General features: G+C 36.1%; 21 protein-coding genes. 13 read left to right on the top strand and 8 right to left on the bottom strand.

From position 1 onward, the window contains the following. Positions 1-23 precede the first annotated feature (23 nt). Together EZ456_RS17020 and EZ456_RS17015 are read right to left on the bottom strand one after the other, a co-directional pair. On the bottom strand, positions 24-1,448 hold the full coding sequence (locus EZ456_RS17020) for an MATE family efflux transporter (RefSeq protein ID WP_131532179.1): 1,425 nt from the start codon (positions 1,446-1,448) through the stop codon (positions 24-26). 403 nt (positions 1,449-1,851) lie between these two features. Next, a complete protein-coding gene (locus EZ456_RS17015; protein ID WP_131532178.1) occupies positions 1,852-2,271 on the bottom strand; it encodes an acyl-CoA thioesterase in 420 nt (139 codons plus the stop codon). A gap of 118 nt (positions 2,272-2,389) precedes the next feature. Between EZ456_RS17015 and EZ456_RS17010 the strand changes: the two genes are divergently transcribed. From EZ456_RS17010 to EZ456_RS16990, 5 genes are all read left to right on the top strand, one after another. Further along, entirely contained in the window at positions 2,390-2,593 is a 204-nt protein-coding gene (locus tag EZ456_RS17010; RefSeq protein WP_131532177.1) for a hypothetical protein, read from the top strand. A 276-nt stretch (positions 2,594-2,869) separates the two neighbouring features. After that, the gene (rpsO, locus tag EZ456_RS17005) at positions 2,870-3,154 is read left to right on the top strand and encodes a 30S ribosomal protein S15 (protein ID WP_116249811.1); all 285 of its coding nucleotides are present in this window, start codon (positions 2,870-2,872) and stop codon (positions 3,152-3,154) included. A gap of 176 nt (positions 3,155-3,330) precedes the next feature. After that, complete coding sequence (pnp, locus tag EZ456_RS17000; RefSeq protein WP_131532176.1) at positions 3,331-5,466, top strand: polyribonucleotide nucleotidyltransferase; 2,136 nt, start codon at positions 3,331-3,333, stop codon at positions 5,464-5,466. A gap of 278 nt (positions 5,467-5,744) precedes the next feature. Next, a complete protein-coding gene (gene rpe, locus EZ456_RS16995) occupies positions 5,745-6,416 on the top strand; it encodes a ribulose-phosphate 3-epimerase (protein ID WP_131532174.1) in 672 nt (223 codons plus the stop codon). A gap of 148 nt (positions 6,417-6,564) precedes the next feature. Next, positions 6,565-8,991: a TonB-dependent receptor gene (locus tag EZ456_RS16990; RefSeq protein WP_131532172.1), complete on the top strand. Its 2,427-nt coding sequence runs from the start codon at positions 6,565-6,567 to the stop codon at positions 8,989-8,991. Between the two features lie 84 nt (positions 8,992-9,075). On the opposite strand, the gene EZ456_RS16985 is transcribed toward EZ456_RS16990, so the two are convergent. Then, positions 9,076-9,921: a M57 family metalloprotease gene (locus EZ456_RS16985; RefSeq protein ID WP_131532171.1), complete on the bottom strand. Its 846-nt coding sequence runs from the start codon at positions 9,919-9,921 to the stop codon at positions 9,076-9,078. Positions 9,922-10,400: 479 nt separating this feature from the next. Between EZ456_RS16985 and serC the strand changes: the two genes are divergently transcribed. Both serC and EZ456_RS16975 read left to right on the top strand, forming a co-directional pair. Next, a complete protein-coding gene (serC, locus tag EZ456_RS16980; RefSeq protein ID WP_131532170.1) occupies positions 10,401-11,474 on the top strand; it encodes a 3-phosphoserine/phosphohydroxythreonine transaminase in 1,074 nt (357 codons plus the stop codon). 77 nt (positions 11,475-11,551) lie between these two features. Next, complete coding sequence (locus tag EZ456_RS16975) at positions 11,552-12,502, top strand: D-2-hydroxyacid dehydrogenase (RefSeq protein ID WP_205945120.1); 951 nt, start codon at positions 11,552-11,554, stop codon at positions 12,500-12,502. A gap of 251 nt (positions 12,503-12,753) precedes the next feature. Here EZ456_RS16975 and EZ456_RS16970 read toward each other — a convergent pair whose 3' ends face one another. Beyond that, positions 12,754-13,278, bottom strand: a complete 525-nt coding sequence (locus EZ456_RS16970; RefSeq protein ID WP_131532168.1) for a hypothetical protein — start codon at positions 13,276-13,278, stop codon at positions 12,754-12,756. A 126-nt stretch (positions 13,279-13,404) separates the two neighbouring features. Beyond that, positions 13,405-14,184 (bottom strand): SAM hydrolase/SAM-dependent halogenase family protein, encoded by a 780-nt coding sequence (locus tag EZ456_RS16965; RefSeq protein ID WP_131532283.1) that lies wholly within the window; start codon positions 14,182-14,184, stop codon positions 13,405-13,407. 103 nt (positions 14,185-14,287) lie between these two features. Between EZ456_RS16965 and EZ456_RS16960 the strand changes: the two genes are divergently transcribed. The 4 genes from EZ456_RS16960 to EZ456_RS16945 all read left to right on the top strand — a co-directional run bounded on the left by EZ456_RS16960 (position 14,288) and on the right by EZ456_RS16945 (position 17,732). Continuing rightward, positions 14,288-15,247, top strand: coding sequence for a PhoH family protein (locus tag EZ456_RS16960; protein ID WP_131532166.1), 960 nt, complete (start codon positions 14,288-14,290; stop codon positions 15,245-15,247). A gap of 143 nt (positions 15,248-15,390) precedes the next feature. Next, the gene (locus EZ456_RS16955) at positions 15,391-16,335 is read left to right on the top strand and encodes a phosphoribosylaminoimidazolesuccinocarboxamide synthase (protein ID WP_131532164.1); all 945 of its coding nucleotides are present in this window, start codon (positions 15,391-15,393) and stop codon (positions 16,333-16,335) included. A gap of 44 nt (positions 16,336-16,379) precedes the next feature. Further along, complete coding sequence (locus EZ456_RS16950; protein ID WP_131532162.1) at positions 16,380-16,757, top strand: STAS domain-containing protein; 378 nt, start codon at positions 16,380-16,382, stop codon at positions 16,755-16,757. A 69-nt stretch (positions 16,758-16,826) separates the two neighbouring features. After that, positions 16,827-17,732: a ribonuclease Z gene (locus tag EZ456_RS16945; protein ID WP_131532160.1), complete on the top strand. Its 906-nt coding sequence runs from the start codon at positions 16,827-16,829 to the stop codon at positions 17,730-17,732. A gap of 504 nt (positions 17,733-18,236) precedes the next feature. Here the strand turns inward: EZ456_RS16945 and EZ456_RS16940 are convergent. From EZ456_RS16940 to EZ456_RS16930, 3 genes are all read right to left on the bottom strand, one after another. After that, positions 18,237-19,190, bottom strand: coding sequence for an MlaD family protein (locus tag EZ456_RS16940; RefSeq protein ID WP_131532157.1), 954 nt, complete (start codon positions 19,188-19,190; stop codon positions 18,237-18,239). 168 nt (positions 19,191-19,358) lie between these two features. Continuing rightward, positions 19,359-20,135: an N-acetylmuramoyl-L-alanine amidase family protein gene (locus EZ456_RS16935; RefSeq protein WP_131532155.1), complete on the bottom strand. Its 777-nt coding sequence runs from the start codon at positions 20,133-20,135 to the stop codon at positions 19,359-19,361. 12 nt (positions 20,136-20,147) lie between these two features. Beyond that, positions 20,148-21,011 carry an N-acetylmuramoyl-L-alanine amidase family protein gene (locus EZ456_RS16930; RefSeq protein WP_131532153.1) on the bottom strand — a complete coding sequence of 288 codons (864 nt, stop codon included), beginning with the start codon at positions 21,009-21,011 and terminating at the stop codon, positions 20,148-20,150. A gap of 164 nt (positions 21,012-21,175) precedes the next feature. On the opposite strand from EZ456_RS16930, the gene EZ456_RS16925 reads away from it, so the two are divergent. Both EZ456_RS16925 and EZ456_RS16920 read left to right on the top strand, forming a co-directional pair. Next, complete coding sequence (locus EZ456_RS16925) at positions 21,176-23,743, top strand: putative LPS assembly protein LptD (RefSeq protein ID WP_225876561.1); 2,568 nt, start codon at positions 21,176-21,178, stop codon at positions 23,741-23,743. A gap of 4 nt (positions 23,744-23,747) precedes the next feature. Further along, on the top strand, positions 23,748-24,992 hold the full coding sequence (locus EZ456_RS16920; RefSeq protein WP_131532149.1) for a competence/damage-inducible protein A: 1,245 nt from the start codon (positions 23,748-23,750) through the stop codon (positions 24,990-24,992). The last annotated feature ends 1 nt before the right edge of the window (position 24,993 follow it).

The following is a 24,993-nucleotide window of genomic DNA, read 5'->3' as shown; positions in this document are numbered from 1 at the left end:
CTGTATTTATCTGTGGTAAAAAATTAAACCTTAATTTTCTTCCATTTACCTTTTTTAAACAGAATATAGGCAGCTACTGCAATACCAGCTTCAGCCGTTGGTATGGCAATAAAAACACCTGTTGGCCCCATTTCTAAAAATTTAGCCAAAAAGTAAGCTAAAGGAATCTGGAATAACCAAAAAGCAAAAACATTAATTTTGGTAGGTGTCCAGGTATCGCCAGCGCCATTAAATGCACTGCTAAAAACCATCGCTGCTCCATAAATCACAAAACCAATGCTTAAAATTTTTAAAGCTTTGCTTGCAACGGCAATCACATTTTCGTCTGATGTAAAAAATGCCGCGAACAAATGCCCACAGGTTAAAAACAGCACACTTACAACTGCCATAAAAATAATAATGTACTTCAAGGTTTGAAATACCGATTTTTCAGCGCGGTCTATATGGCCTGCGCCTAAATTCTGACCTACCAGCGTAGCTGCAGCATTGCTTAATCCCCATGCTGGTAACATAAAGAACATCATTAGTCGTAATGCAGTTTGGTAACCTGCCGATCCCGTATCGCCACCAGTAGTGGCAATCAGTTCTGCTAAAAACACCCAGCTACAGCTCGCAATTACAAATTGAAAAATGGCTGGCGCAGCAATCTTAACGACAGCCTTAATCTGCGCAAAATCAGGCAAGAAATGACTAATGCGTATTTTTAATATATTTTTACCACTAAACAGATTATAAATCTGATAAGTAACACCCAAACCACGACCAATTGTAGTAGCAATTGCAGCCCCCGTTAAACCAAATGCAGGTATTGGACCTAAACCATTAATAAAAATAGGGCAGAGGATAATATTCGCAATATTGGCGATCCATAAACTCCGCATTGCGATTGCTGCATTACCAGCACCTCTAAAAATCCCGTTAATTAAGAATAAAAGTACAATAATGATACTTCCACCCATCATAATGCGAACGAATGCGATACCTTGCTCAGCAGTTTCAGTTGAAGCACCCATGAGCAATAGAATTTCTCTGGCGTAAATTAACCCGAGAATACTGATTATTATGTTAATGAAAACCGCTATCACAATAGTTTGCATAGCCGCTTTTGATGCCGCTTCAGGATTTTTCTCACCAATCCTTCGTGCAACTACTGCAGTTGCAGCCATGCTTAAGCCAATGGCCAGCGAATAAATAATGGTCAAAACCGATTCCGTTAAACCAACGGTTTGTATGGCATGGCTACTATTTTCTAAATGACCTACAAAATACAGATCGACCAAAGCAAAAACCGATTCCATAGCCATTTCCAGCATCATTGGAATAGCCAATAAAATAATTGCGCGTTTAATACTAATTGAAGTTAAATCAACTTCGTGACCTTTTAAAGACTGTACCAGGATATCGAAAAAAGACGATAATTTGCCCTGTGCCTTTGTGGAATGTGACATATAATAATAAAGTAAGGTGTAATGTATAAATCAATTATACGCCTTTCAGCGTACATATCTAAAAATTGAAATGGGAGGGAATCCTCGGTTATTTAGAACCTCAAACGGATTGCAGATACTATCATTGTTCTGGCCTTTTTGATGACGCAAATATAAATAAAATTTTGAATTGTCAAATTTTGATGACCAATTATTATTGATTGATGGATTTTTTTCCACTGATCCATGGTCTGTGTCTCACAGACGATTTAGGTTAAATTTATGAGTTTTTCTTGCCACGGAAACACAGAGCGCATGGAAATTTTGATTGGATGTCTTTAATTATATTTAGTCACAATTTAATTAGGATAACATGAGGACGAAACTAAAATCTCTGTAACCTCATTAATCTGTGTAATCAATATTAAATACTATATGCCTTAATCATTTCTTCTGAAACCTTTGTTCCACGGCCTGTATTGAGATCAATCAATACATAATCAAAAATACCATCTGATGCTATTTTACCGGTTTTTTGATTGACTATTTCGAACTGAACAGCACAGCCTTTATCGTTCATGGTTAAAATACCTGTTCTGATTAGCATTAAGTCGTTCATCAACAGGGGACGTTTGAAATTGATATCAACATGACTTACTACCCAACCCAAACTTTGTTTTGTAAAATGTTCCCAAGGCATGTTATAGAACTTTTCCATTTGCTCGTAACGGGCTGCCAATACATAATCTAAGTATTTACTGTTATGTACATGGTTAAACATGTCAATATCATCAGGCCGTACGCGCAATTCACTTTCGAAAATGCTATATTGATTCTTTTCCAAGGGTAAATATTTTTTTTTTTTGCAAAAGTATTAATAATGACTGAATGTAAAGTATTACTTGCTAAATGTGAATATGATGTTATGTATTAGTTGCAATTTATCGTATTTTTGATATGAAATGGGAAAGCTAACTTTATCTGATATTACAATTCCACGCGAAACAATAGTCGAAGAGCGTGAAAATGTTTATTTAAGTCGTTCGCCCGAGCAGCGCTTTTTTGGTGTTTTGCAACTTAACTACATTTCAGTTACCATGAATGGTGGCAAGCCTTTAAAATCTCCCCAAGGAAAAGGTATTATCATCCGTAAGCCAAACGTATAAGCTTCATATGTCGTTTGATAAAGAGAACCCAGAAATGCTTTTGTTATTGGAAATACTTTTTGATGCAGGTCTTCGACAGGCTCAGACTGACAATCACAAAAAGATTGTAACGAGGGCGGGAGTGTAGTAACCGCCTGAAACTGAACATTGCTTTACCCCTAAATCCCCTAAAGGGGACTTTTAACTATCATTTAATAACACTTGCTTATAAATAAAAATAGCCTTACCTTTGCGCCATAATTAATTAATTTTTTATTGCTTTAATATTATTCAAGAATGTATTTAAGTCCAGAAAAGAAAGCCGTAATCTTTAAACAACACGGAGAAGTAGAAACCAATACTGGTTCTGCAGAAGGTCAAGTAGCGTTATTTACATACCGTATTGCGCACTTAACAGAACACTTAAAGAAAAACCGTAAAGATTTTTCAACTCAGTTGTCACTTCAAAAATTGGTAGGTAAACGCCGCGGTATTTTGGCTTACCTATACAAAAAAGATATTGAGCGCTATCGTGCTATCATCAAAGCTTTATCGCTTCGTGATATCATTAAACAAAAATAAGCGCAAGTTTATCATTAAAGCCATTCTTTAGAGAGTGGCTTTTTAATTTCCTGTTAATTATTTTTGACGGGATTTGTTATAGATAGGCTTTTTTAATCCTATCTTCGTTTGCAAAAACAAAACATATATAAACAACGGTGTGTAGAAAGAGGAAAACACATCATAATTCTAATTAAATGAATGTAATAAAAAAATCGTTCGATTTGGGCGATGGCAGAATTGTAGAAATTGAAACTGGTAAATTGGCTAAACAAGCTGATGGTTCGGTTGTAGTAAAAATGGGCGATACGATGTTGTTAGCAACGGTAGTATCAACTGTTGGTGCTAAACCAGGCACTGATTTTTTACCATTATCGGTTGATTATCAAGAAAAATATGCGGCTACAGGCCGTATTCCAGGAGGCTTTTTACGTCGTGAGGCAAGATTATCTGATTACGAAGTGTTAATCTCTCGTTTAGTGGATAGAGCTTTACGCCCAATGTTCCCAAGTGATTATCACTCTGATACGCAGGTGATGATTTCTTTAATTTCTGCTGATAAAGATATCATGCCAGATTGTTTGGCAGGTTTAGCGGCATCTGCTGCATTATCAGTTTCTGATATTCCTTTCAATGGTCCAATTTCTGAAGTACGTGTTGCTAAAATCGATGGTAAATTAATTATAAATCCGAAAGCTAGCGAATTAGAGCGTGCAACTTTAGAGTTTATGGTTGCTGGTTCGGCTAATGATATAGGTATGGTTGAAGGGGAGTGCGATGAAATTCAGGAAGATGAAATGGTTGAAGCTTTAAAATTTGCGCATGATGCAATTAAAGTTCAATGTGCTATCCAGGTTGAATTAACTGAAGCTACCGGCAAAACCGTTAAGCGTGAATACAACCATGAAGACCATGATGCTGATTTAAAAGCTAAAGTTTATGCTGATACTTACGATAAAGTTTATGCTGTAGCAAAAGCTGGTGGCAATAAAGATGTACGTAAAGAAGGTTTTACTGCGATCATTAACGAATTCTTCGAAGCAATGCCAGAAGATACTGCAGATTTAACTAAAGCAATGGCTAAACATTATTACCATGATGTTCAGTACGATGCCATTAGAAATTTATTGTTAGATGAAGGTATCCGTTTAGATGGTCGTAAGACTACAGAAATCCGTCCAATCTGGAGTGAAGTTGGTTATTTACCTGCTGCTCACGGTTCGGCTGTATTTACACGTGGTGAAACACAATCGTTAACTTCAGTTACTTTAGGTAGCAAAGATGATGAGCAAATGATTGATGGTGCTTTCTATAATGGCTATAATAAATTCTTATTGCACTATAATTTCCCTGGTTTCTCAACTGGTGAGGTTAGACCTAACAGAGGCGCTGGCCGTCGCGAAATTGGTCACGGTGCTTTAGCACAACGTTCATTGAAGAAAGTATTGCCTCAAGGTGAAGCAAATCCATATACAATCCGTATCGTTTCCGATATTTTAGAATCCAATGGTTCGTCATCAATGGCAACTGTTTGTGCAGGTACACTAGCATTAATGGATGCGGGTATTAAAATCAAATCGCCGGTTTCTGGTATTGCAATGGGTTTAATTACTGATGAGAAAACTGGTAAATACGCAATCCTTTCTGATATTTTAGGTGATGAAGATCACTTGGGTGATATGGACTTTAAAGTAACTGGTACTGAAAATGGTATTGTTGCTTGTCAGATGGATTTAAAAATCAATGGTTTATCTTACGAAGTTTTAACTAAAGCTTTATTACAAGCTAAAGAAGGTCGTTTACACATCTTAAACGAGATGAAGAAAACCATCGGCAGCCCTAACGAAGATTACAAACCACATGCACCACGTATTGTTTCTTTAACTATTGATAAAGAATTTATCGGTGCAATTATCGGCCCTGGAGGTAAAATTATCCAGGAAATGCAACGCGAAACCGGAGCTTCAATTTCTATCGAAGAAGTTGATGGTAAAGGTATTGTAGAAGTATTTGCAGATAACAAAGCAGCAATTGATGCAGCGGTTACCCGTATCCGTAACATCGTTGCTAAACCAGAAATAGGTGAAGTTTACCAAGGTAAAGTAAAATCAATTATGCCATTTGGTGCATTTGTTGAGGTTATGCCAGGTAAAGATGGTTTATTACACATCTCTGAAATTTCATGGGAACGTTTAGAAACTATGGACGGTGTATTAAAAGAAGGTGATAAAATCGAGGTTAAACTATTAGACATCGATAAACAAGGTAAAATGAAACTTTCTCGTAAAGTTTTATTGCCAAGACCAGAAAAACCAGCTGCGCCACAAGCGTAGCCCCTAAATTCCCTAAAGGGGACTTTTAGATACTTCGAAACCCTTTCAGTTTTACTGGAAGGGTTTTTTTGTTGATATAAAGATTAACATCGGTATTTCTAATTAAAAACTTTCGCACTTCTTTTGTAACTTGCATCGTAGCGTCATGCTGAATTTATTTCAGCATATTTCTTGCATGATAGACCCTGAAATAAATTCAGGGTGACGATCGTTTTAGATTTTGCTGATACTATATGATAGCGATTTACTTGCATAATTGAAAGGATTAATACTTAAATATGAAATACATTATTGCCCCATCCATACTCTCTGCCGATTTTGGCAACTTGCAACGCGATATTGAAATGATTAACCAAAGTGAGGCCGATTGGTTTCATGTTGATGTAATGGATGGTGTTTTTGTGCCGAATATTTCTTTCGGATTTCCAATAATGGCTGCTGTAAAAAAGCATGCTACCAAACCATTGGATGTACATTTAATGATTGTTGAGCCTGATAAATTTATTGGTGAATTTAAGGAGGCAGGAGCAGACCGAATCACCGTGCATTATGAAGCCTGTACGCATTTGCACAGAACTATTCAACTAATTAAAGCTTCTGGCTGCAAAGTGGGTGTAGCTTTAAATCCACATACTCCGGTAACTTTGTTACAGGATGTAATTGAAGACCTTGATCTGGTACTAATTATGTCGGTTAATCCAGGTTTTGGCGGGCAACAGTTCATCCATAATACTTACAAAAAAATAAAGGATTTAAAAGCCTTAATTAAAGGTGTAAACGAAAACTTAATTATCGAAGTTGATGGTGGCGTTGGTTTACGAAATATTGGTACATTAGTATCGGCAGGTGCCAATGCTTTTGTAGCTGGAAATGCAATTTTTGCAACGGATAATCCATCAGAAACCATTTCCAAAATGAAAAGCTTGACGGCCACCAGCATAAACGTTTAAGATTTTTCAACCACAGATCAAAAGGATAGACACAAATTTTGGACAAATATTTTCGATTCAAAATTCTAACCTAATCAATACTTCTGTGAAAAAGAAGAATATCTGTGCGCATCTGTGGCTAATTTAACCAAATCTCTACGCGTAATCTATGCTCAAATTTCGGCTAATCCTTTTTCTTTTAATTTCTGGTTGCGGTTTTGCTGTGGCTCAGCCGTTAGTTAGGGTTTCGGGAATAGTTTACAGCGATGAGAAATTGCCATTATCGCAGGTAACGGTGATTGTTTTAGGTCAGGCACAATCTACCGTAACCGATGAATTTGGCGTGTATACCATTTATTCAAAATCGAAAACTTTTAGCGTTAAATATTCTCTTTTAGGTTACCAGCCTCAAATTTTAAAGTTTAATGAGCGCTCAGGTGCTAGGATTATTAAACAGGTAAACTTAATTGCCAATATTAATGAGTTAGAGCAGGTTAACATTACCAATAAACAGAATCAGTTAAGTAACACTACTACTATTAATATTGCCGATGTTTCATCAATACCCTTGGTTTCTGGCAATTTTGAAACCATGCTCAAAACGCTGCCAGGTGTTTCTACAAATAACGAATTAAGTGCCCAGTATAGTGTTAGAGGAGGTAATTTTGATGAAAATCTAATTTACATTAATGATGTAGAAATTAACCGACCAGTGTTGATCCGCAACGGACAACAGGAGGGACTAAGTTTTATCAATTCAGATCTGGTGAGTAAAGCAAAATTCTCTGCAGGTGGCTTTGAAGCGAAATATGGTGATAAACTTTCATCGATCTTAGACATCAAATACGATAAACCGGACAGTAATCAAACTATCTTTAGTACTAGTCTTTTAAATACTTCGTTAACGACTAAAAAGATATTCAAAAACAGTTTCCTACTAGCTAGTTTACGCTATAAAAACAATTCGAGTGTACTGATTAAACATGATGAAAAAGGGAGTTATAACCCTAATTTTGCTGATGCTCAACTCCTGTATCAATATGATTTTTCGCCAAAATTCAATATCAGTTTTTTAGGGAGCTTTAACCTCGGTCAGTTTAAATTGGTGCCAACCAATCGAGAAACACAGTTTGGAACTTTGAGTACAACGCTAAGGTTAAATGTTGATTATACCGGACAAGAGATTGATGATTACCAAACTTTAGGTAGTGCCATAACCGCTACTTATTCTCCTAAACCAAACTTGGTCATCAAGTTTATCAACAGCTACTTCAGCACCCTCGAAAGGGAGCGTTTCGATATTAATGGAAGTTATACATTCGATGAAGTAGATAATACTTTTTCTGGTGAAAATTTTGGTGTAATCAATAAAAACAGAGGCATTGGTAGCTATTATAACTATGGACGGAACAGCCTGAATACACAGATTTTTGCATCCGAAATTAAGATAGATCAGAATTTTAATAACCATGTTTTTTCCTGGGGGATAAAATTCGACAATTCGAAATTTAACGACCAATTGAACGAGTACAATTACACTGATTCTGCCGGCTTCATTTTACCTAACAATTCGAAAAACATCACTTTGCAAAATGTGATTAACGTGCAGAATAATATCGACATCAAAAACTACAGTACCTATATTCAGGATAGCTATTCACTTTCAAATTCGGCAGAACTGCAATTGGGAGTACGCGCTACATACAGTTCCTTAAGCAAACAGTTATTAATCAGTCCGAGGATGTTAATTGCTTACAGGCCCAACTCGAACAATAAAATTTTAAGGTTTTCTGCTGGTGTTTATAAACAACCGCCTTCTTACAGAACCATTCGTGGTTTTTCGGGCGTGCTAAATATCGATCAAAAAGCGCAAAGTTCTTACAATACCTCTCTTGGCTATGAGTATGCTTTCGATGCCTTCGGAACGCGGTTAAAATTTACTTCGGAGGCTTATTTTAAATATTCTGACCGATTGATTCCATATAAAATAGATAACCTGAGAATTAAATACCTTGCCGATGAAGTATCGCGCGGTTATGCTTATGGTGCCGATTTTAGTATTGGGGGTGAATTTGTTAAAGATCTGGTTTCCTATTTCAGAATGTCGGTAATGCATGCAAATGAAGATATTATCGGAGATAGTTATGTCCAGAATGGAACTACAATTTATCCTGGCTATTTAAAAAGGCCAACCGATCAGCGTTTAAATTTTTCTATATTTTTTCAAGATAGATTATTAAATAGTCCAACTTATAAAGTGCACTTAAACGCGCTTTATGGTTCAAGGCTACCAATTGGCCCATCACAAACGCCAAGGTATTTGGATAAGTTTTTTATCCCATCGTATAAGCGTGTAGATATCGGTTTCTCTAAAGATTTCCTCGATGACGCCGCACTGCACAAACCTAAGTTTTTGGACAAGAATTTTAGTTCGGTTATTCTCTTTTTCGAGGTTTTTAATATGCTGAATATCGACAACACGGTTTCTTATCTATGGCTAAAGGATGTAGATAATGTTCAGTACGCCATTCCAAATTATTTAACAGGCAGGCAGTTTAACTTAAAGTTAATTGTGATGCTTAAGAACAGACCGTAAACATTAACCAACTGGCTAAAGATATTTAAAAAAGGCGTCTTTGTAGTGATATCGAACGCCTTTATTAAATAATTTTCTTTCTTTTTATTTATAAAGATGCTTAAGTGCAACGATATCATTATCGTTAAAAGTACTGCTGCTACCATCAAAACAGGCTAACATTATAGATCCGGCGTCTGGTTTTGATGGTGTTCCTTTAATGCGAATGGCACCAATATCATCCTTCCCCTCATTATTATTTCCGGGATCGTTCGGACAGCTAAAATTACGGTTCATATAATCGGTATGTCTGAAACCAATACAATGGCCAATTTCATGCTGGAGTACAGAAGCGATGTAATTCTTGTTTGGATTAGTACCATAGGCCTGCGGATGTATATTCATTTTAATGTTTGGATGTGGCTCACCTGATGCTTTAGGAAAGCCAGCATACCCAAGCAAAATTGTACCATTAGGTTTAGGGCCCTCACGGAAGCCACCGATGTGTATATCGCCTGTTTTGCCAGACATCGCTCTTTTGAATTTAATCCTTAAGTCTAACGCATTATACCTTGAAATCATGATATCTGCAGCTTTACTGTATGGATCTGCTAAATTGGAGCCTACCGATATGCTGATTACTCGTGGTAAACTTTTAACAAGGTTTTTGGTCCTGTATTGTTCAGTTTCAGCAATATTAAGGCTAATTCCCGACGCTGTTTCAGTTAAATTTTCTTCAGTTAAAAAAATATCACCTTCTACTACGTATCCATCCTCATACTTTTCTACGTTGCTAGTACCAAAACCCAAGCTTTTTATCTGCTCAATTTTATCAGCTGGTACATCAATTTTAGTTTCTGCTGTTTGTTCAGTTGCATTGTTTTTACAAGCGTAAAATGCTGTTATAAATAAACAGGCTGTAATCGTTGACGAAAATTTTAGATGCTTCATAAACTCGACATTTTAATTTTTAAATAGGTTAGTAATAGCGTTTGAAAATCGCTTTTGTTTTGCTCTCCTAATTAACAGCTATCGCATATTTTTGTTTGACAAATTCAATTTATACGAAGATCGGCAATCTAGCAGTTGTGATAAATAGTTATAAAAGGGGAAATTGTGTTTAATCAGTAGCAGGTAACTGATCAGACCTGCTAATTCAAATCGCAATTAACGTTGTTTTTATAAGCTAGAAATGACATTAAATTGCTGAATCTGAAAAAGGTTTACCAACTGATGAAAATGCTATAATTACTGCTCAAAATAAAAAATGAATAAACAACTTTAGTTAAACGATTTAATTACAAAAACTGCAACAAATTGATCAATTTTCTGCTTTTTTTTAGCAAAATTTAATTTTTTATGATACGATTTTATGGGCATAACTGCTTTAAAAATTTTACATTTACGCCCATAAAACATTATATAATAAGATGAAGCATAATTTTGGCGCAGGCCCTTGTATTTTACCTCAAGAAGTGTTTAAACAAGCAGCTCAGGCTGTTTTAGATTTTAACGATGGATTATCAATTTTAGAAATTTCGCACAGAACAACCGAATTTGAGGCAGTTGTTGCTGAAGCTGATAAATTGGTAAAGGAATTATTAAATGTGCCGTCGGGTTATTCCGTTTTATTTTTACAAGGTGGTGCAAGTTTACAGTTTGCAATGGTTCCGATGAACTTATTGGGCGATGGACAAACAGCAAGTTATTTAGATACTGGTGTTTGGGCAACCAAGGCATTAAAAGAAGCTAAATTTATCGGCAATGTGAATGTAGTTGCGTCGTCGAAAGATGCGAATTATACTTTCATTCCAAAGGATTTTGAAATCCCTGCTGATAGTGCTTATTTCCACTATACTTCAAACAATACCATTTACGGAACTGAGCTTTTCGAAGTACCTAAAACAAACGTTCCTGTTGTTTGCGATATGTCTTCTGATATTATGAGCCGTGTAATCGATGTTTCTCAATTCGATTTAATTTATGCTGGAGCTCAAAAAAATGTAGGCCCTGCTGGTCTAACCATCGCTATTGTTAAAAATGAGGTTTTAGGTAAAATTGACCGTAAAATTCCATCGATGTTGAACTACCAATCGCATATCGATAATGATTCGATGTACAATACACCACCAGTTTTCTCCATCTATGTAGCTCTATTAAACCTTCGTTGGTTAAAATCGAAAGGTGGTGTTGCTGAAATTGAAAAAGAAAACAAACAAAAAGCAGAAGCACTTTACAGAGAGATTGATCGTAATCCGTTGTTTAAAGGAACCTGTGCAGTTGAAGACCGCTCTAGAATGAATATTTGTTTTGTAATGGAAAACCCAGCGTTGGAAAAACCATTTTTGAAATATGCTGAAGAGCAAGGTATTGTTGGTATTAAAGGACACAGAAGTGTTGGTGGTTTCCGTGCTTCGATGTATAACGCGTTACCAATTACAAGCGTTCATGCTTTAATTGATGCCATGCAACTATTCGAAGAACAACAAGCAAAAGCAAATTAATTTAAATTTTAACCACAGATGATTATTGCGATTATTTAATCGGTGTAATCAAACAAATCTGTGCAATCATAAATAAAATGATTAAGATATTAGCAAACGATGGGATCGATCCGATCGGAAAAGAATTATTAGAAAAAGCAGGTTTCCAGGTTGATACCGAAACCATTCCTCAAGATAAATTAGCTGAAGCTTTAAAAAACTATGATGCCATTACTGTTCGTAGTGCAACAAAAGTTAGAAAAGAGTTAATTGATGCTGTTCCGAATATCAAATTAATTGGTAGAGGTGGGGTAGGTATGGACAATATTGATGTGGAATATGCACGCAGTCAAGGTGTTGCTGTGGTAAATACACCAGCTGCATCTTCATTATCTGTAGCGGAATTGGTATTTTCTCATTTATTTACCGGTATCAGATTTTTACAGGATGCTAACCGTAAAATGCCTGTAGAAGGTTCTACCCAATTCAACAACCTTAAAAAGGCTTATGCCAAAGGAACTGAATTAAGTGGCAAAACCATTGGTATTATCGGTTTTGGCCGTATTGGCCGTGCTACTGCTAAAGTGGCTTTAGGTTTAGGGATGAATGTTTTAGCTTACGATTTATATCCTTCAGAATCAGAAATCACTTTAGAATTCCAAGGTGGAAAATCAGTAAGTATTCCAATTAAAACTGTTTCATTAGATGAAGTAATCACGGGAAGCGATTTCTTTAGTTTACACACTCCATTTGCTGATAAGCCAATTTTAGGAGCAGAAGAATTTGCTAAAATGAAAAACGGAGTAGGCATTGTAAACTGTTCTCGTGGTGGAACAATTGATGAACCAGCTTTAATTGAAGCATTAAATTCTGGCAAAGTTTCTTTCGCTGGGTTAGATGTTTTCGACAACGAGCCTACACCATTGGCAGGAATTTTAACACACCCAAAAATTTCATTAACACCACATATTGGTGCATCAACCAACGAAGCACAGGAACGTATTGGTACGGAATTGGCAACGTTGATTATTGAGCATTTTAAGAAATAATTTAATATTGCCCAGACCTTATAGGCTTTCAAAACCTATAAGGTCTTTATATCTAATCTAACGCATTTGTTAGCACCCAATAGCGGTAACCCAATAACGCCTTCTGAAAAGTAGTGAGCTTATTCGGATCTTTTTTATACAAACTTGGTAAAATTGTGTTGTTAATTTTAACCAAGACTTTAAACAACGCTTTTTTCATACTCTGCTTATTGCTTTTAAATTTATAGAGCAGCTAAAATCTGATTGTAATTTTAAGCGTTGATTTTAGCGCTTTCATATTGCTGCAGTTTCTTATTGAAAAAATAAAACCCACCTGCCATTACTAAAATCAAAAAGACAATAATATAGGTTGATAAACCTCCTTTATTCTTTTTATCTAAATCTTCTTTGAGTTGTGCATTTTGATCTTGTAGTTTTTTAATCGTTTGCATGTAACGCGCTATTCGCTCCTGAGAGTTATCCGCCAAAGCTACTTTCTGCTGATTCTGCAAATCTTTATAATCCATTAATACTTTCAGCTCTTTGAAAATATTATTATCTGTTAAAACTACTTGACGAAGAATTTCATTGGAATTTTTAATATCACGTTTGGTTTGCCAGCCAAATATTCCAGTTCGCTGATTTAAACTTTCATCATACTGACCAAATTTGGCACTTCTTTCTGCAAGCAAAGAATTTACTTTAGCACGCTGTGCAGCATAAGCAGTGGTATCTTGCTGTGCAAAGGCATTCAGGTTCAGCAATAAAATAGTAAGCAGGTAAAAATATTTCTTCATGCGGTATAAACGTGAAAAGGTTAGAAGTTGTTTTATATTCCGTCACTCTGAATTTATTTCGGAGTCTTTTTCAAGATAGGTGCTGAAATAAATTCAGCTTTAGTCTCTCTACTACTTTGACCTTAACTAAGGATGAAATTCAACCCGCACAATATCACCTAAATGCAAACCTAATAAGCCACTTGCTTTTCCTTTATTAATAGCAATTTCCAAATGGTTACTAATGCCGAACAGGCAAAGTTTTTCGCCTTCCTGTACTTCATTATAATGCCAGCTCAATTGAGTAATGGTTTCGCTTTTTCTAAAATATAAAGTAAAATCCCTATTCTTCTGTATTTTAGTAAAAAGATCTTTGGTAATGTTAGTGATTACGTTGCAAAAAGTATCAATATATACCACACTTCCTCGAATCACATCCCGTTCTATAACAGGATGTAGAAGCATCTTCTGCTCAATCTCTGCTACAGGTAAACCAATTTCTTTCAGTTTGCCTCCTTTAGCTAAATGCGTTGCTGCTTTAACAAAAATATCAACCAGTGGGAAATGAAGATATTTTAAATCCTGCATAATATTTAGCTCCACTACATCTTCTGGGGTATCATCAAAAAGAAGGGAGAAAATACCATTATCAGCTCCAACAAAAAAGTGATCACGATGCTTTACGGCAATGTATTTGGTGTTTTCGCTATACACAGAATCGATACCGATTAAGTGCACCGTGTTCTTCGGAAAGTATGGATAAGCGTTTTTTAGAACGAAGGCTGCGTAAGAAATATTAAATGATGGGACCTCGTGGGTAATATCAACTAAATTAACATTAGGCATAAGACTCAACAGACTACCTTTAAGGGCACTCTGGTAAAAATCTTTTGAACCTAAATCTGTTGTTAAAGTAATTATCCCCATTAAAAATTCATTATTATTGCTTATTCTTGTGTACAGGCCTAAGCGTCTGCAAATATTCAAATTTTAATTAATATACCCCGATAACTTTTTAAAATACTACAGTTTGAACGAATTAAAATTAACCCTGGACACCGTAAATCCTGCTCACTTTTGGGGCCCGAATAACGAGAATTACGAATTGATTAAAGGTTCTTTTGCTAAACTAAAAATTGTAGCCAGAGGGAGTGGAGTTACAGTTCTTGGTGATGAACAGGAACTTAAGACTTTTGAAGATAAGTTTAATCAGCTGGTTGCTCATATGGAGAAATATAGTTCTTTGAGCAATAATGATGTTGAATCTATTTTAGGTGCCAAAGCAATTGGTGTGGAGAAAAAATCAGTTGCAGACCCTGCTAGTGGAGGTGGAGAAGTAATTGTATTTGGTACAAACGGTTTATTGGTTAAAGCCCGAACGGCTAACCAGCGTAGAATGGTAACCAGCATTACTAAAAATGATATCCTATTTGCCATTGGCCCTGCTGGAACAGGAAAAACATACACAGCCGTAGCACTAGCGGTTAGGGCATTAAAGAACAAAGAAATTAAACGGATTATTTTAACCCGTCCAGCGGTTGAGGCTGGAGAGAACCTTGGTTTCTTACCAGGCGATTTAAAGGAAAAAATAGATCCATATTTACGCCCACTATACGATGCATTAGACGATATGATTCCTGCAGAGAAATTGAAATTCTACATCGAAAACCGTACGATAGAAATTGCTCCCCTGGCATTCATGCGCGGACGTACATTAGATAATTGCTTTGTGATTTTAGATGAGGCCCAAAATGCCACAGATATGCAGTTAAAAATGTTTTTAACCCGTATGGGGCCGACTGCTAAATTTATCGTAACTGGCGATGTTACACAAATCGACTTACCTAAAAAACAGATGTCGGGTTTATTTAACGGCTTAAGGATTTTAGAAGATATTAAAGGAATCGATATTATTTACTTAAGCGGTGAAGATGTTGTTAGACATAAACTGGTGAAAGATATCTTGAAAGCTTACGGCGATATTCAATAAGTCGGAAGTCAGAAAGTCAGGGGTCCGAAGTTTAAGTCTAATAATAGAACTACTTTGGACTTTTGCTATTTACAACTTTTATCATCCGACTCCGGTCTTCGGACTTTCTAACTTTCAGACTTTTTTCCTATTTTTATCCCCTCATGAAAGCACTAAAAGAAACTCATTTCAATTTCCCAAATCAAAGTAATTTTTACAAAGGTAAAGTTCGCGATGTATACACTATAGCCGACCAGTTTATGGTAATGGTTGTATCAGACCGTATTTCTGCTTTTGATGTAGTATTGCCTGAAGCTATTCCATTTAAAGGACAGGTATTGAACCAAATTGCGGCTAAATTTTTAGCAGCTACTCAGGATATCGTTCCTAACTGGGTTTTAGATGTACCAGATCCAATGGTTACCATTGGCCGTATCTGTGAGCCATTTAAAGTAGAAATGGTAATTAGAGGTTACTTAGCTGGGCATGCTTGGCGCGAGTACAGTAGCGGTAAGCGTTCTGTTTGTGGTGTTTCTTTGCCTGATGGATTAAAAGAAAATGATAAACTGCCTCAGCCAATTATTACTCCGACTACAAAAGCTTCAGTAGGGCATGATGAAGATATTTCAAAAGAAGATATTTTAGCAAAAGGAATTGTTTCAATAACAGATTACGAAAAGTTAGAAAAATATACTTATGCATTGTACCAAAGAGGAACTGAAATTGCAGCAAAAAGCGGATTAATTTTAGTAGATACTAAATACGAGTTTGGTGCTGCCGATGGTGTAATCTATCTAATCGACGAAATTCATACACCAGATTCGTCACGTTATTTTTATGCTGACGGATATCAGGATCGCCAAAATGCAGATGAGCCACAAAAACAACTTTCAAAAGAGTTTGTAAGAAAATGGTTAATTGAAAATGGTTTTCAGGGAAAAGATGGACAAGTTGTTCCGGAAATGACACCTGAAATTGTAAATTCGATTTCAGAACGTTACATCGAACTTTACGAACAAATTGTAGGAGAGCGCTTTATAAAAGCTGATGCTGATGCCATTTCTAGCCGCATCGAAACCAATGTTTTAAAGGCTTTAGAAACACTTTAAATTCGAAACAAATTTTATACATTAGTAAAATAAAGATTAGAGAGATGAAATTTTCAGTAGATAAACACGATAAATATGTAACCTTAAAGTTAGAAGAGCCTAAGTTTACAAACGATAATGCCCCAGGTTTGAAATCAGAATTCTATTTGCTCAATGCTGAGGGATTTCAAAATATAATCGTTGATTTAAGCTATGTTACAGAGTGTAGCGATGCACAGGATTTAAGCTGCTTATTGGTTGGCGATAGACTTTGCAAATCGGCAGGCGGATTATTTATCGTAACTGGAATTAATGATGAGCTGGCATCGATTATTGAATTATCAAACATATTTCAATCTGTAACGTTTGTAAATACAATAGACGAAGCAACTGATTTTATCTTTATGGATGAGTTGGAAAAAGAGTTTAGAGGCGCTAAATAACAAAATATTTAAATAACATTCCGGCCTCGTAGTTCTAAAAATCTACGAGGCTTTTTATATCTTATCATGATGAAATTTGAAGTTACAATTTTAGGAAGCAGTTCTGCTACTCCTGTATTTAACAGGAACCCATCGGCACAGCTTTTAAATTGTAATGAAAAATATTATTTAATCGATTGTGGTGAAGGTACACAACAGCAATTGGCCAAGTACAACCTTAAAGCCGCCCGCATCGATTATATTTTTATCAGCCACTTACATGGCGATCATTATTTTGGTTTAATTGGATTGCTATCCAGTTTGCACTTAAATGGTAGGGTAAAGCCTATGCAGATATTTGGTCCCAAATCTTTATTAGAGATTTTAGAGATCCAGTTTAAATATTCTGATACGGTGTTGAGGTATCCAATAGAATTTTTCCCAATTGAAGCCGATCAGTCTACACAGATATTCGAGAATAGTGATTTAACAGTTAAAACTATTGTTTTAAATCACCGTATCCCTACTACTGGCTTTATCTTTCAGCAAAAGAAACGTCAGCGAAAACTGATAAAAGAGAAGACTGATGAAGTACCTATGGCTTATTACACGGCCTTAAAAAAAGGAATTGATGTAGAACTGCCAAATGGCGAGATTTTACGCAGCCAAGATTATACCACAGAGGCAGAGGCACCGAGATGTTACGCCTATTGCTCCGATACCTTATTTGATGAAAGTTACTTTGCTACAATAAAAGATTCCGATACGTTATACCATGAAGCTACCTTTATGCACGACTTATTGGATAGAGCTAAAGAAACACATCATACTACAGCCTTACAGGCGGGAGAGATAGCCAAAATCATCGGAGCAAAGAAGTTACTCATTGGGCATTTTTCTTCTCGGTATAAAACCTTACAAATGCTTTTAGAAGAAGCACAGTCTGTTTTCGAAAATACTGAATTAGCGGTTGAGGGGAGAACTTTTCAGCTTTAGATTTTTTTTTCATTTTTTACCACGCGTACACAGAGAAAAAGCGCAGAGAGTACAGAGTTGGATGCAAATTAATCGTTAAACATAATCTGCGTTTATCTTCTTAAATCTGCAGGAGCTTAAGAGCAGAAAATTCCCCGCAGATAACGCAAATCACCGTAGAATCAAAATTCCTTACATCTTACATTTTGCATCGTTTAAAGATCCTTCGTTGCATTACCAATGACAGATTCCAAAAACCGAGCGTCATTCCCACGCAGGTGGGAATCTTAAAGCTTATATTGCATTACGATTTCCAATCAAGTTGGGAATGACGAACTGCTAAAACCTGTCATTGCAACTCCAATGTTTTTCAGTTAAAACTGACCTCAGGATGGTAAAAGAATAAGCTATTCAATTTTCCGTGCCATCTGTGCTTCCGTGGCAAAAAATTGGCATACAGAATTGTAACCATAAAAAAAGCCTTACAATTTAAAACTGCAAGGCTTCCAAATTTATAAAAATTAATTACTTGTCTTTTTTGTTGCCACCTCCAAATACCGAGAAGTGTACATAACGCTTAGGATTAGCTTTTAAATCGATCATTAATTCATCGAGATTTTTTGAAGCATTATTTAAATTCTGATACATTTTATCATCGTTTAACAATAATCCTAAACTGCCTTTTCCATCTTTAATTCCTGAAATTACGCTTTGTAAATCAGCAATAGCATTGTTTGCATTATCTAAGGTTTGTTTAAAGTTAGCAGCTGCAAACTTATCGGTAACCGTATTAATATTGGTTAAAATGTCGCTGATCTTTTGATTGTTGTTATTTAAGTTAGCAGTAATGCCTTCAACGTTCTTGAAGATTGCTTCAATACGTGCGCTTTCTGAACCTACTAAACCATCAACTTTTTTAGAGGTTGTTTCTAACGAAGCCAATGTACCTGCAATACTGTTAAAGCTCTTGTCAACATTTTTTTGAAAGTTAGGGTTTAAGATAGAATTTACACTACTTAAAATAGAGTCCATTTTACCAATAATTAACTCCGCTTTCTTTTGAACTGGCTGAACTTGCTCCATCAGCCCTTTCTCTACATTAGCATTTAAGGTGTAGCCATCTTCTGCCATTTTTTTAGAGTTACCCAACGACATTACAATGGCTTTGCTACCCAAAAGATCAGTACCTTCTAAACGGGCAATACTGTTTTCGGGAATTTCATATTTGCTGTTCACACTTAAGGTAGCAATAATACTACCATCTGGTTGCAGTTCCAGTTTGGCTACACGGCCAATCTGATAGCCATTAATAAGGATAGGTTTTGATACAGTTAAACCATCAACCCTGGTATATTTTGCGAATAATGTAGTTTCACTTGAGAAAATTGAATTTCCTTTTAAAAAATTATATCCAATTATTAATAAAGCAATGGCAAATGCAGCTAAAATACCTACTTTGGTTTCGTTCTTAATCTTCATGAGTGTTTTATTTAATGGCTACAAGTGCAGAGATATCCTTTCTTCACTTGTCTGAGCGTAATTAATTTTTTGTGCTAAACCTTATAAATACACAAAGGCTGCAATATTTGTTTGGTATCAGTTTTATATTTTTTACAAAGTTAAAATAACTATCATTTATAATGCCACTTATTTAACCTCAATATTTTTTTTGTATGTTTTTATTGCTTCTAAAATAGATTTGGCGATCTCGTTTTGTCCATTTTGCGAATTAATATATTTTTCTTCCTGCGTATTCGAAATAAAACCTACTTCTGTTAAAACGGCGGGCATACCACAGCGCTGCAGTACCAAAACCCCCTGTTCTTTAACACCGCGGCTAAATCGTTCATCTCTGCTGATATAGCTATTCTGTATTAATTTGGCAAATTTAATGCTTTTGTCTCTAAAGGTATTTTTTAAAAGCGATAAAAGAATAAAACTACTTGGGTTACTTGGATCATACCCATCGTACTTGCTTTTGTAGTTCTTTTCCAATTTAATATCGGCATTCTCTCTGATGGCAGCATCTTGTTCCTTTAACCGATGCGATCCTGCAACCAGTGTTTCTACTCCTTTAACATGTTTGTTGCCCGGAGGCATCGAATTGCAGTGTACCGATATAAAAAGATCTGCATTGGCTTCGTTCGCTATTTCTGCCCGCCTGTACAAATCAACATCAATGTCTGTTTTACGCGTAAAAATTATTTTAATATCTGGCATTTCCTCTTTTATTAATGCGCCTAATTTTAATGCAACCTTTAACGAAATATCTTTTTCTTTCGAAAAACTACCAGAAGCACCAGGTTTTCTGCCGCCATGACCAGGATCAATTACAATTGTTTTGATCTTATAACCCTGAGCAGGCGCTTTTTCAGCAATTAGTAACGAAAATAAAAGTATTGTAATCAGAAGTTTAATCTTCATGCACGAGGGATATTAAAATGATGTTTCAGCTATACGTTTATAATTTTTAATTGCTTTAATAATTCCATTCACAATCTCATTTTGTCCCTCAGGAGAATTCATGTAGTCTTCTTCATCTGGATTACTCACAAAACCTATTTCAGTTAACACTGCAGGCATAGCTGCACGGGCTAATACCGCAAGGCTTTTCTCTTGTACACCTCTGTTGGTGCGGCCTGCATTAACGTATTCTTGTTGAAGCATTGAAGCAAACTTTAAACTCCTATCTCTATTGGTTTGTTTCATTAAAGATAACATAATGTCGCTCTCAGGTGTGTTCGCTATAAATCCTTCGTAGTTTTTCTGATAATTCTCTTCCAGAAACATGGATGCATTCTCTCTTTTAATCACCTCATCCTGTTCACCTAAACGGCCAGTTCCTGATACAAAGGTTTCTGTTCCCCGTGTTGAGGTACTTTTAGATGTAAACGTTCTATACACAGGTACTTTTCTGCCTCTTACTTTTTTATAATAATCTACCACTCTCGATACCCTAACCGGCATATCATTTAAATGGATAGAAATAAATAAATCGGCTTTGGCATTATTTGCAATATTGATACGCTCATATAAAGGAATAAATACATCCGACTCTCGGGTATAAATAACTTTGATATCTTTCAAACTATCTTGAAGCGCCCGGCCAAGGTTCAATGCAGTTTTAAGTGCCACATCTTTTTCCTTAGAATACACACCGTGGGTTGCACCATCTTTACCACCATGACCAGCATCGATCACAATTGTTTTAATTTTATATTCTTGCGCAAACACCTGATTATCAATAGAATTTGATAACACTAGATAAATAATAATTGTTAAAATGGATTTAAGATACATCAATGGTATATTTTTCACTAATTTTGAACGTTTTTGATTAAACATTTGTGCAAAAATAACATTCAAATACGAATTTGAAACTTCTTAAGAGCTCTATTTTACTAATATCTGTCATTTTATTAACACTTGTTGTTGGTAAAGCTAACGCATTTTCCCATTTTTCATTGCAACAAATCATCCAGCAAGACACAACTAAAAAGGATACTACTAAAAAGACAGGTAAAAATAATAGTAGTATCGACCAAAAAGTAGAATACAAAGCGGAGGACTCCGTAAAAATGAGTGCCGATAAAAGTATTGTCTATTTATACGGAAACGCAAGGGTTGTATATGGTGATTTTGAGCTAGATGCGGCTTATATCAAATACGATAAAAAGCAAAATTCCATATTTGCACGTGGTATTAAAGATCCGAAAACTGGTAGATATACCGGAAAACCAATCTTTAAATCGGGTGCTGATGGAACAGCTATAGCAGATTCTATTTTTTACAATTCAGAAACAACCCGGGCCAAAGTATATGGTGTTTTTTCTGAACAAGAAGGAGGTTTCTTCTCTGGCGGGCAAAGCAAAAAGCAAATAGATGACGAACTGCACATTAAAAATGTAATGTACAGTACCTGTAATCTTCCACACCCGCATTTTGGATTAATGATTTCTAAAGGTGTGGTAACAGAGAAACAGATTATTACTGGTCCGGTTTATATGATTATCGAAGATATCCCCACTTTTCTGGGGCTGCCATTTGCATTTTTTCCAAAACCAAATAAACGAACATCAGGTGTAATCCTTCCTACACCAGGCGAAGATGCGACGAGAGGTTTTTTTCTGCAAAACGGTGGTTATTACCTCGGATTAAACGATTATTGGGATGCCAAATTAATGGGCTCGATCTACACCAATGGTTCATATGAAACTAGTGTTTTAAGCAATTATACCAAGCGATATAAATACAATGGCAACATTAACCTAGCTTACTCTAGTTTTAAAGACGGACTAGAGGGCACTGAAGCATTTGCAAACCCCACAAAAAACTTTAGCATCAATTGGAGCCATAGTCAAAATGCCAATGCCAATCCTGGTACCACATTTAGTGCCAGTGTAAGATTGGTATCAACAGGGAAAAGGGGATACTATAAAAATACTGCAGCAGGTACTACTTACGACATTAACACCATCGCAACCAACTCAACCAGTAGTAGTATCAGTTATGCGAAGGCTTATTCGAACGGTATGAACTTCTCTCTGGCTGCATCAAGTGATCAGACTTTAAGTACAAGAGCAATATCGTTAAGGTTGCCTGAAATGACATTCAACGTACCTACATTTAACCCCTTTAGTCCTAAAAATGCAGTTGGCGAACAAAAATGGTATCAAAAACTTACCGTAGGTTATAGCTTACAAGGAACAAACCGAATTGATACTTTTGATAGTTTGTTGTTTCAAAATGATGGTTTAAAGCGATTAAGAAGTGGATTTTCGCACAGTATTCCAGTAAATATGTCTTTCACAGCCTTAAAATATTTAAACTTTAGTTTGGGTGGTACCTATAATGAGGTTTGGAATTTCCAAAGCGTAAATAGAAGATATACACAGTTTGCAGATAACACTTATACTTTTAGAGAGGATACCCTCAGTGGTTTTAAAAGAGCGGGCAGTTACAGTTTATCAACTAGCATGTCTACTAAAATTTATGGCAGAAGAGATTTTAATCCAGCTGGCAAAATTCAGGCATTACGTCATGTAATGACACCAAATGTTTCCTTTTCTTATTCTCCTGATTTTACCAAAGCTGGAGCTGGACCTTTTGAACCAGCCACATACAAGGGTAACCCAATTTTAGTTAACGGAGTACCTTTAAAATATTCCATTTTTGACGGGATGGCACAGCCGGGCTCCTTTGGAGGCCCCAATGCATCCATTGGTTTCGGCTTGGATAATACCGTCGAACTGAAGGTCCGAAATAAAAACGATACAACCGGAACAGGCTCAAAGAAAATCCCAATTATTCAAGGTTTAAGTTTTAGCGGTTCTTATAATTTCTTAGCTCCATCCTACAAATTATCTACAATAGGTTTTAGTGGCCGATCGCAGTTTACCGATAAATTAGGCATAAACTACAACGGAACATTAGATCCATATGCGTTAAAAGACACAACAGTTAATGGTCAAACCATTAAAATAAGAGAGGACCGATTATTCTTCCAAAAGAATAAATTCCTACCACGTTTAACCAACTTTGGTTTCTCATTCGATTACAGTTTAAACCCAGAGGCGTTAAAACGTAAAAACGAAGCCAACGATAAATTAGGGGAGGCTGCCAATAAAAAAGGCATGACCGATATACAGTCGGAACAATTGGCGGCTATAAGCCGTGATCCTAATGCCTTCGTGGATTTCAACATTCCATGGAATTTCTCGTTCTCGTATAGTTTCCAATATTCGAATGACGGAAACAACAATACAATTTCGAATACACTAAACTTTAATGGCGATGTTAACTTAACGCCAAAATGGAAAGTTACATTTAACTCAGGTTACGATTTTAAGAACAATGGCTTAACCCCAATGAATTTAGCTATTTACCGCGATTTACATTGCTGGGATATGAGTGTAAACTGGGTTCCATACGGTGCTTACAAAAGTTATTCTGTTACCATAAAAGTTAAGGCATCGATATTGCAGGATTTGAAATTGAGCAAAAGACAAGGTTTTTACAGCACATACCAATAAATTTATGCTAGCCGAAATTATTACCATTGGTGATGAGATTCTCATTGGCCAAATCATTGATACCAATTCTGCCTGGATGGCTAAACAGTTAAATTTAATTGGTGTTTCCGTTAAGCAAATTACTTCCGTTTCTGATGATGAGCAACATATTATTGAAGCACTCGAACTTGCCGAAAAACGTGCAGATATTATTTTAATTACTGGTGGCTTAGGTCCGACCAAAGATGATATTACCAAGAAAACTTTGGCGAAGTATTTTAATATGGGCTTTCGTAATGATCCCGGTGCACTGGAGATGGTTCGTCAGATTTTCGAAAAATACAAACGCCCATTATTAGACATCAATATTCAGCAGGCCGATGTTCCCGATGGCTGCGAAGTAATTGTAAACAAAAACGGTACAGCTCCGTGTATGTGGTTTGAGCAGAATAATAAGATTTTTGTTTCTATGCCGGGGGTACCTTATGAGATGATGTACCTGATGGATGACGAAATTCTACCAAGGATTACAAGTAGATTTAAGCTGCCGTTTATTGTTCATAAAACCATTCTTACTGCAAATATAGGCGAATCATTTCTGGCCAAAGAGATTGAGGAAATAGAAGATAGCTTACCGGCGCATATCAAATTGGCTTACCTGCCAAAATTAGGACAAGTACGTTTGCGCTTGTCGGCTAAAGGTGATAATGAAACAGCATTAAACAAAGAGGTTGAGGTTTATGCCAAACAGATTATTTCAAAAGTAAATAAGTTTGTGGTAACTGATGAAGATATTCCATTGGAAAAAGCGATTCTGAACCTAATGAAAAGTAATGGCTTGACCTTATCAACGGCAGAAAGCTGTACTGGTGGTTACATTGCACACTTGATTACGCAGCATCCAGGTTCTTCTTCCGTTTATTGGGGCGGGGCAGTAGCATATGCCTACGAACTTAAAGAATCTATCCTTGGTGTAAAAGAAAGTACATTAAACACCTTTGGAGCTGTGAGCGAACAAACTGTAACAGAAATGGCCGAAGGCGCAATTAAACATTTTAAAACAGATTATGCTATTGCGGTTAGTGGCATAGCGGGTCCAGATGGTGGAACAGAAGACAAACCAGTTGGTACGGTATGGATTGCAATTTCTTCAAAACACAAAACTGTAGCTAAGGTGTTTAATTTCAGCAACAAACGCATTCAAAACATCGAACGTTCTGCAGCATCGGCACTAGCCATGCTATTAAATCTACTTAAAGAAACAGTTTAGA

The sequence above is a fragment of the Pedobacter psychrodurus genome (assembly GCF_004331735.1).
GTDB classification, from domain to species: Bacteria; Bacteroidota; Bacteroidia; order Sphingobacteriales; family Sphingobacteriaceae; genus Pedobacter; species Pedobacter psychrodurus.
Note: the sequence above shows the minus strand (reverse complement) of the source record. Positions and strands in the feature narration are given on the sequence as shown.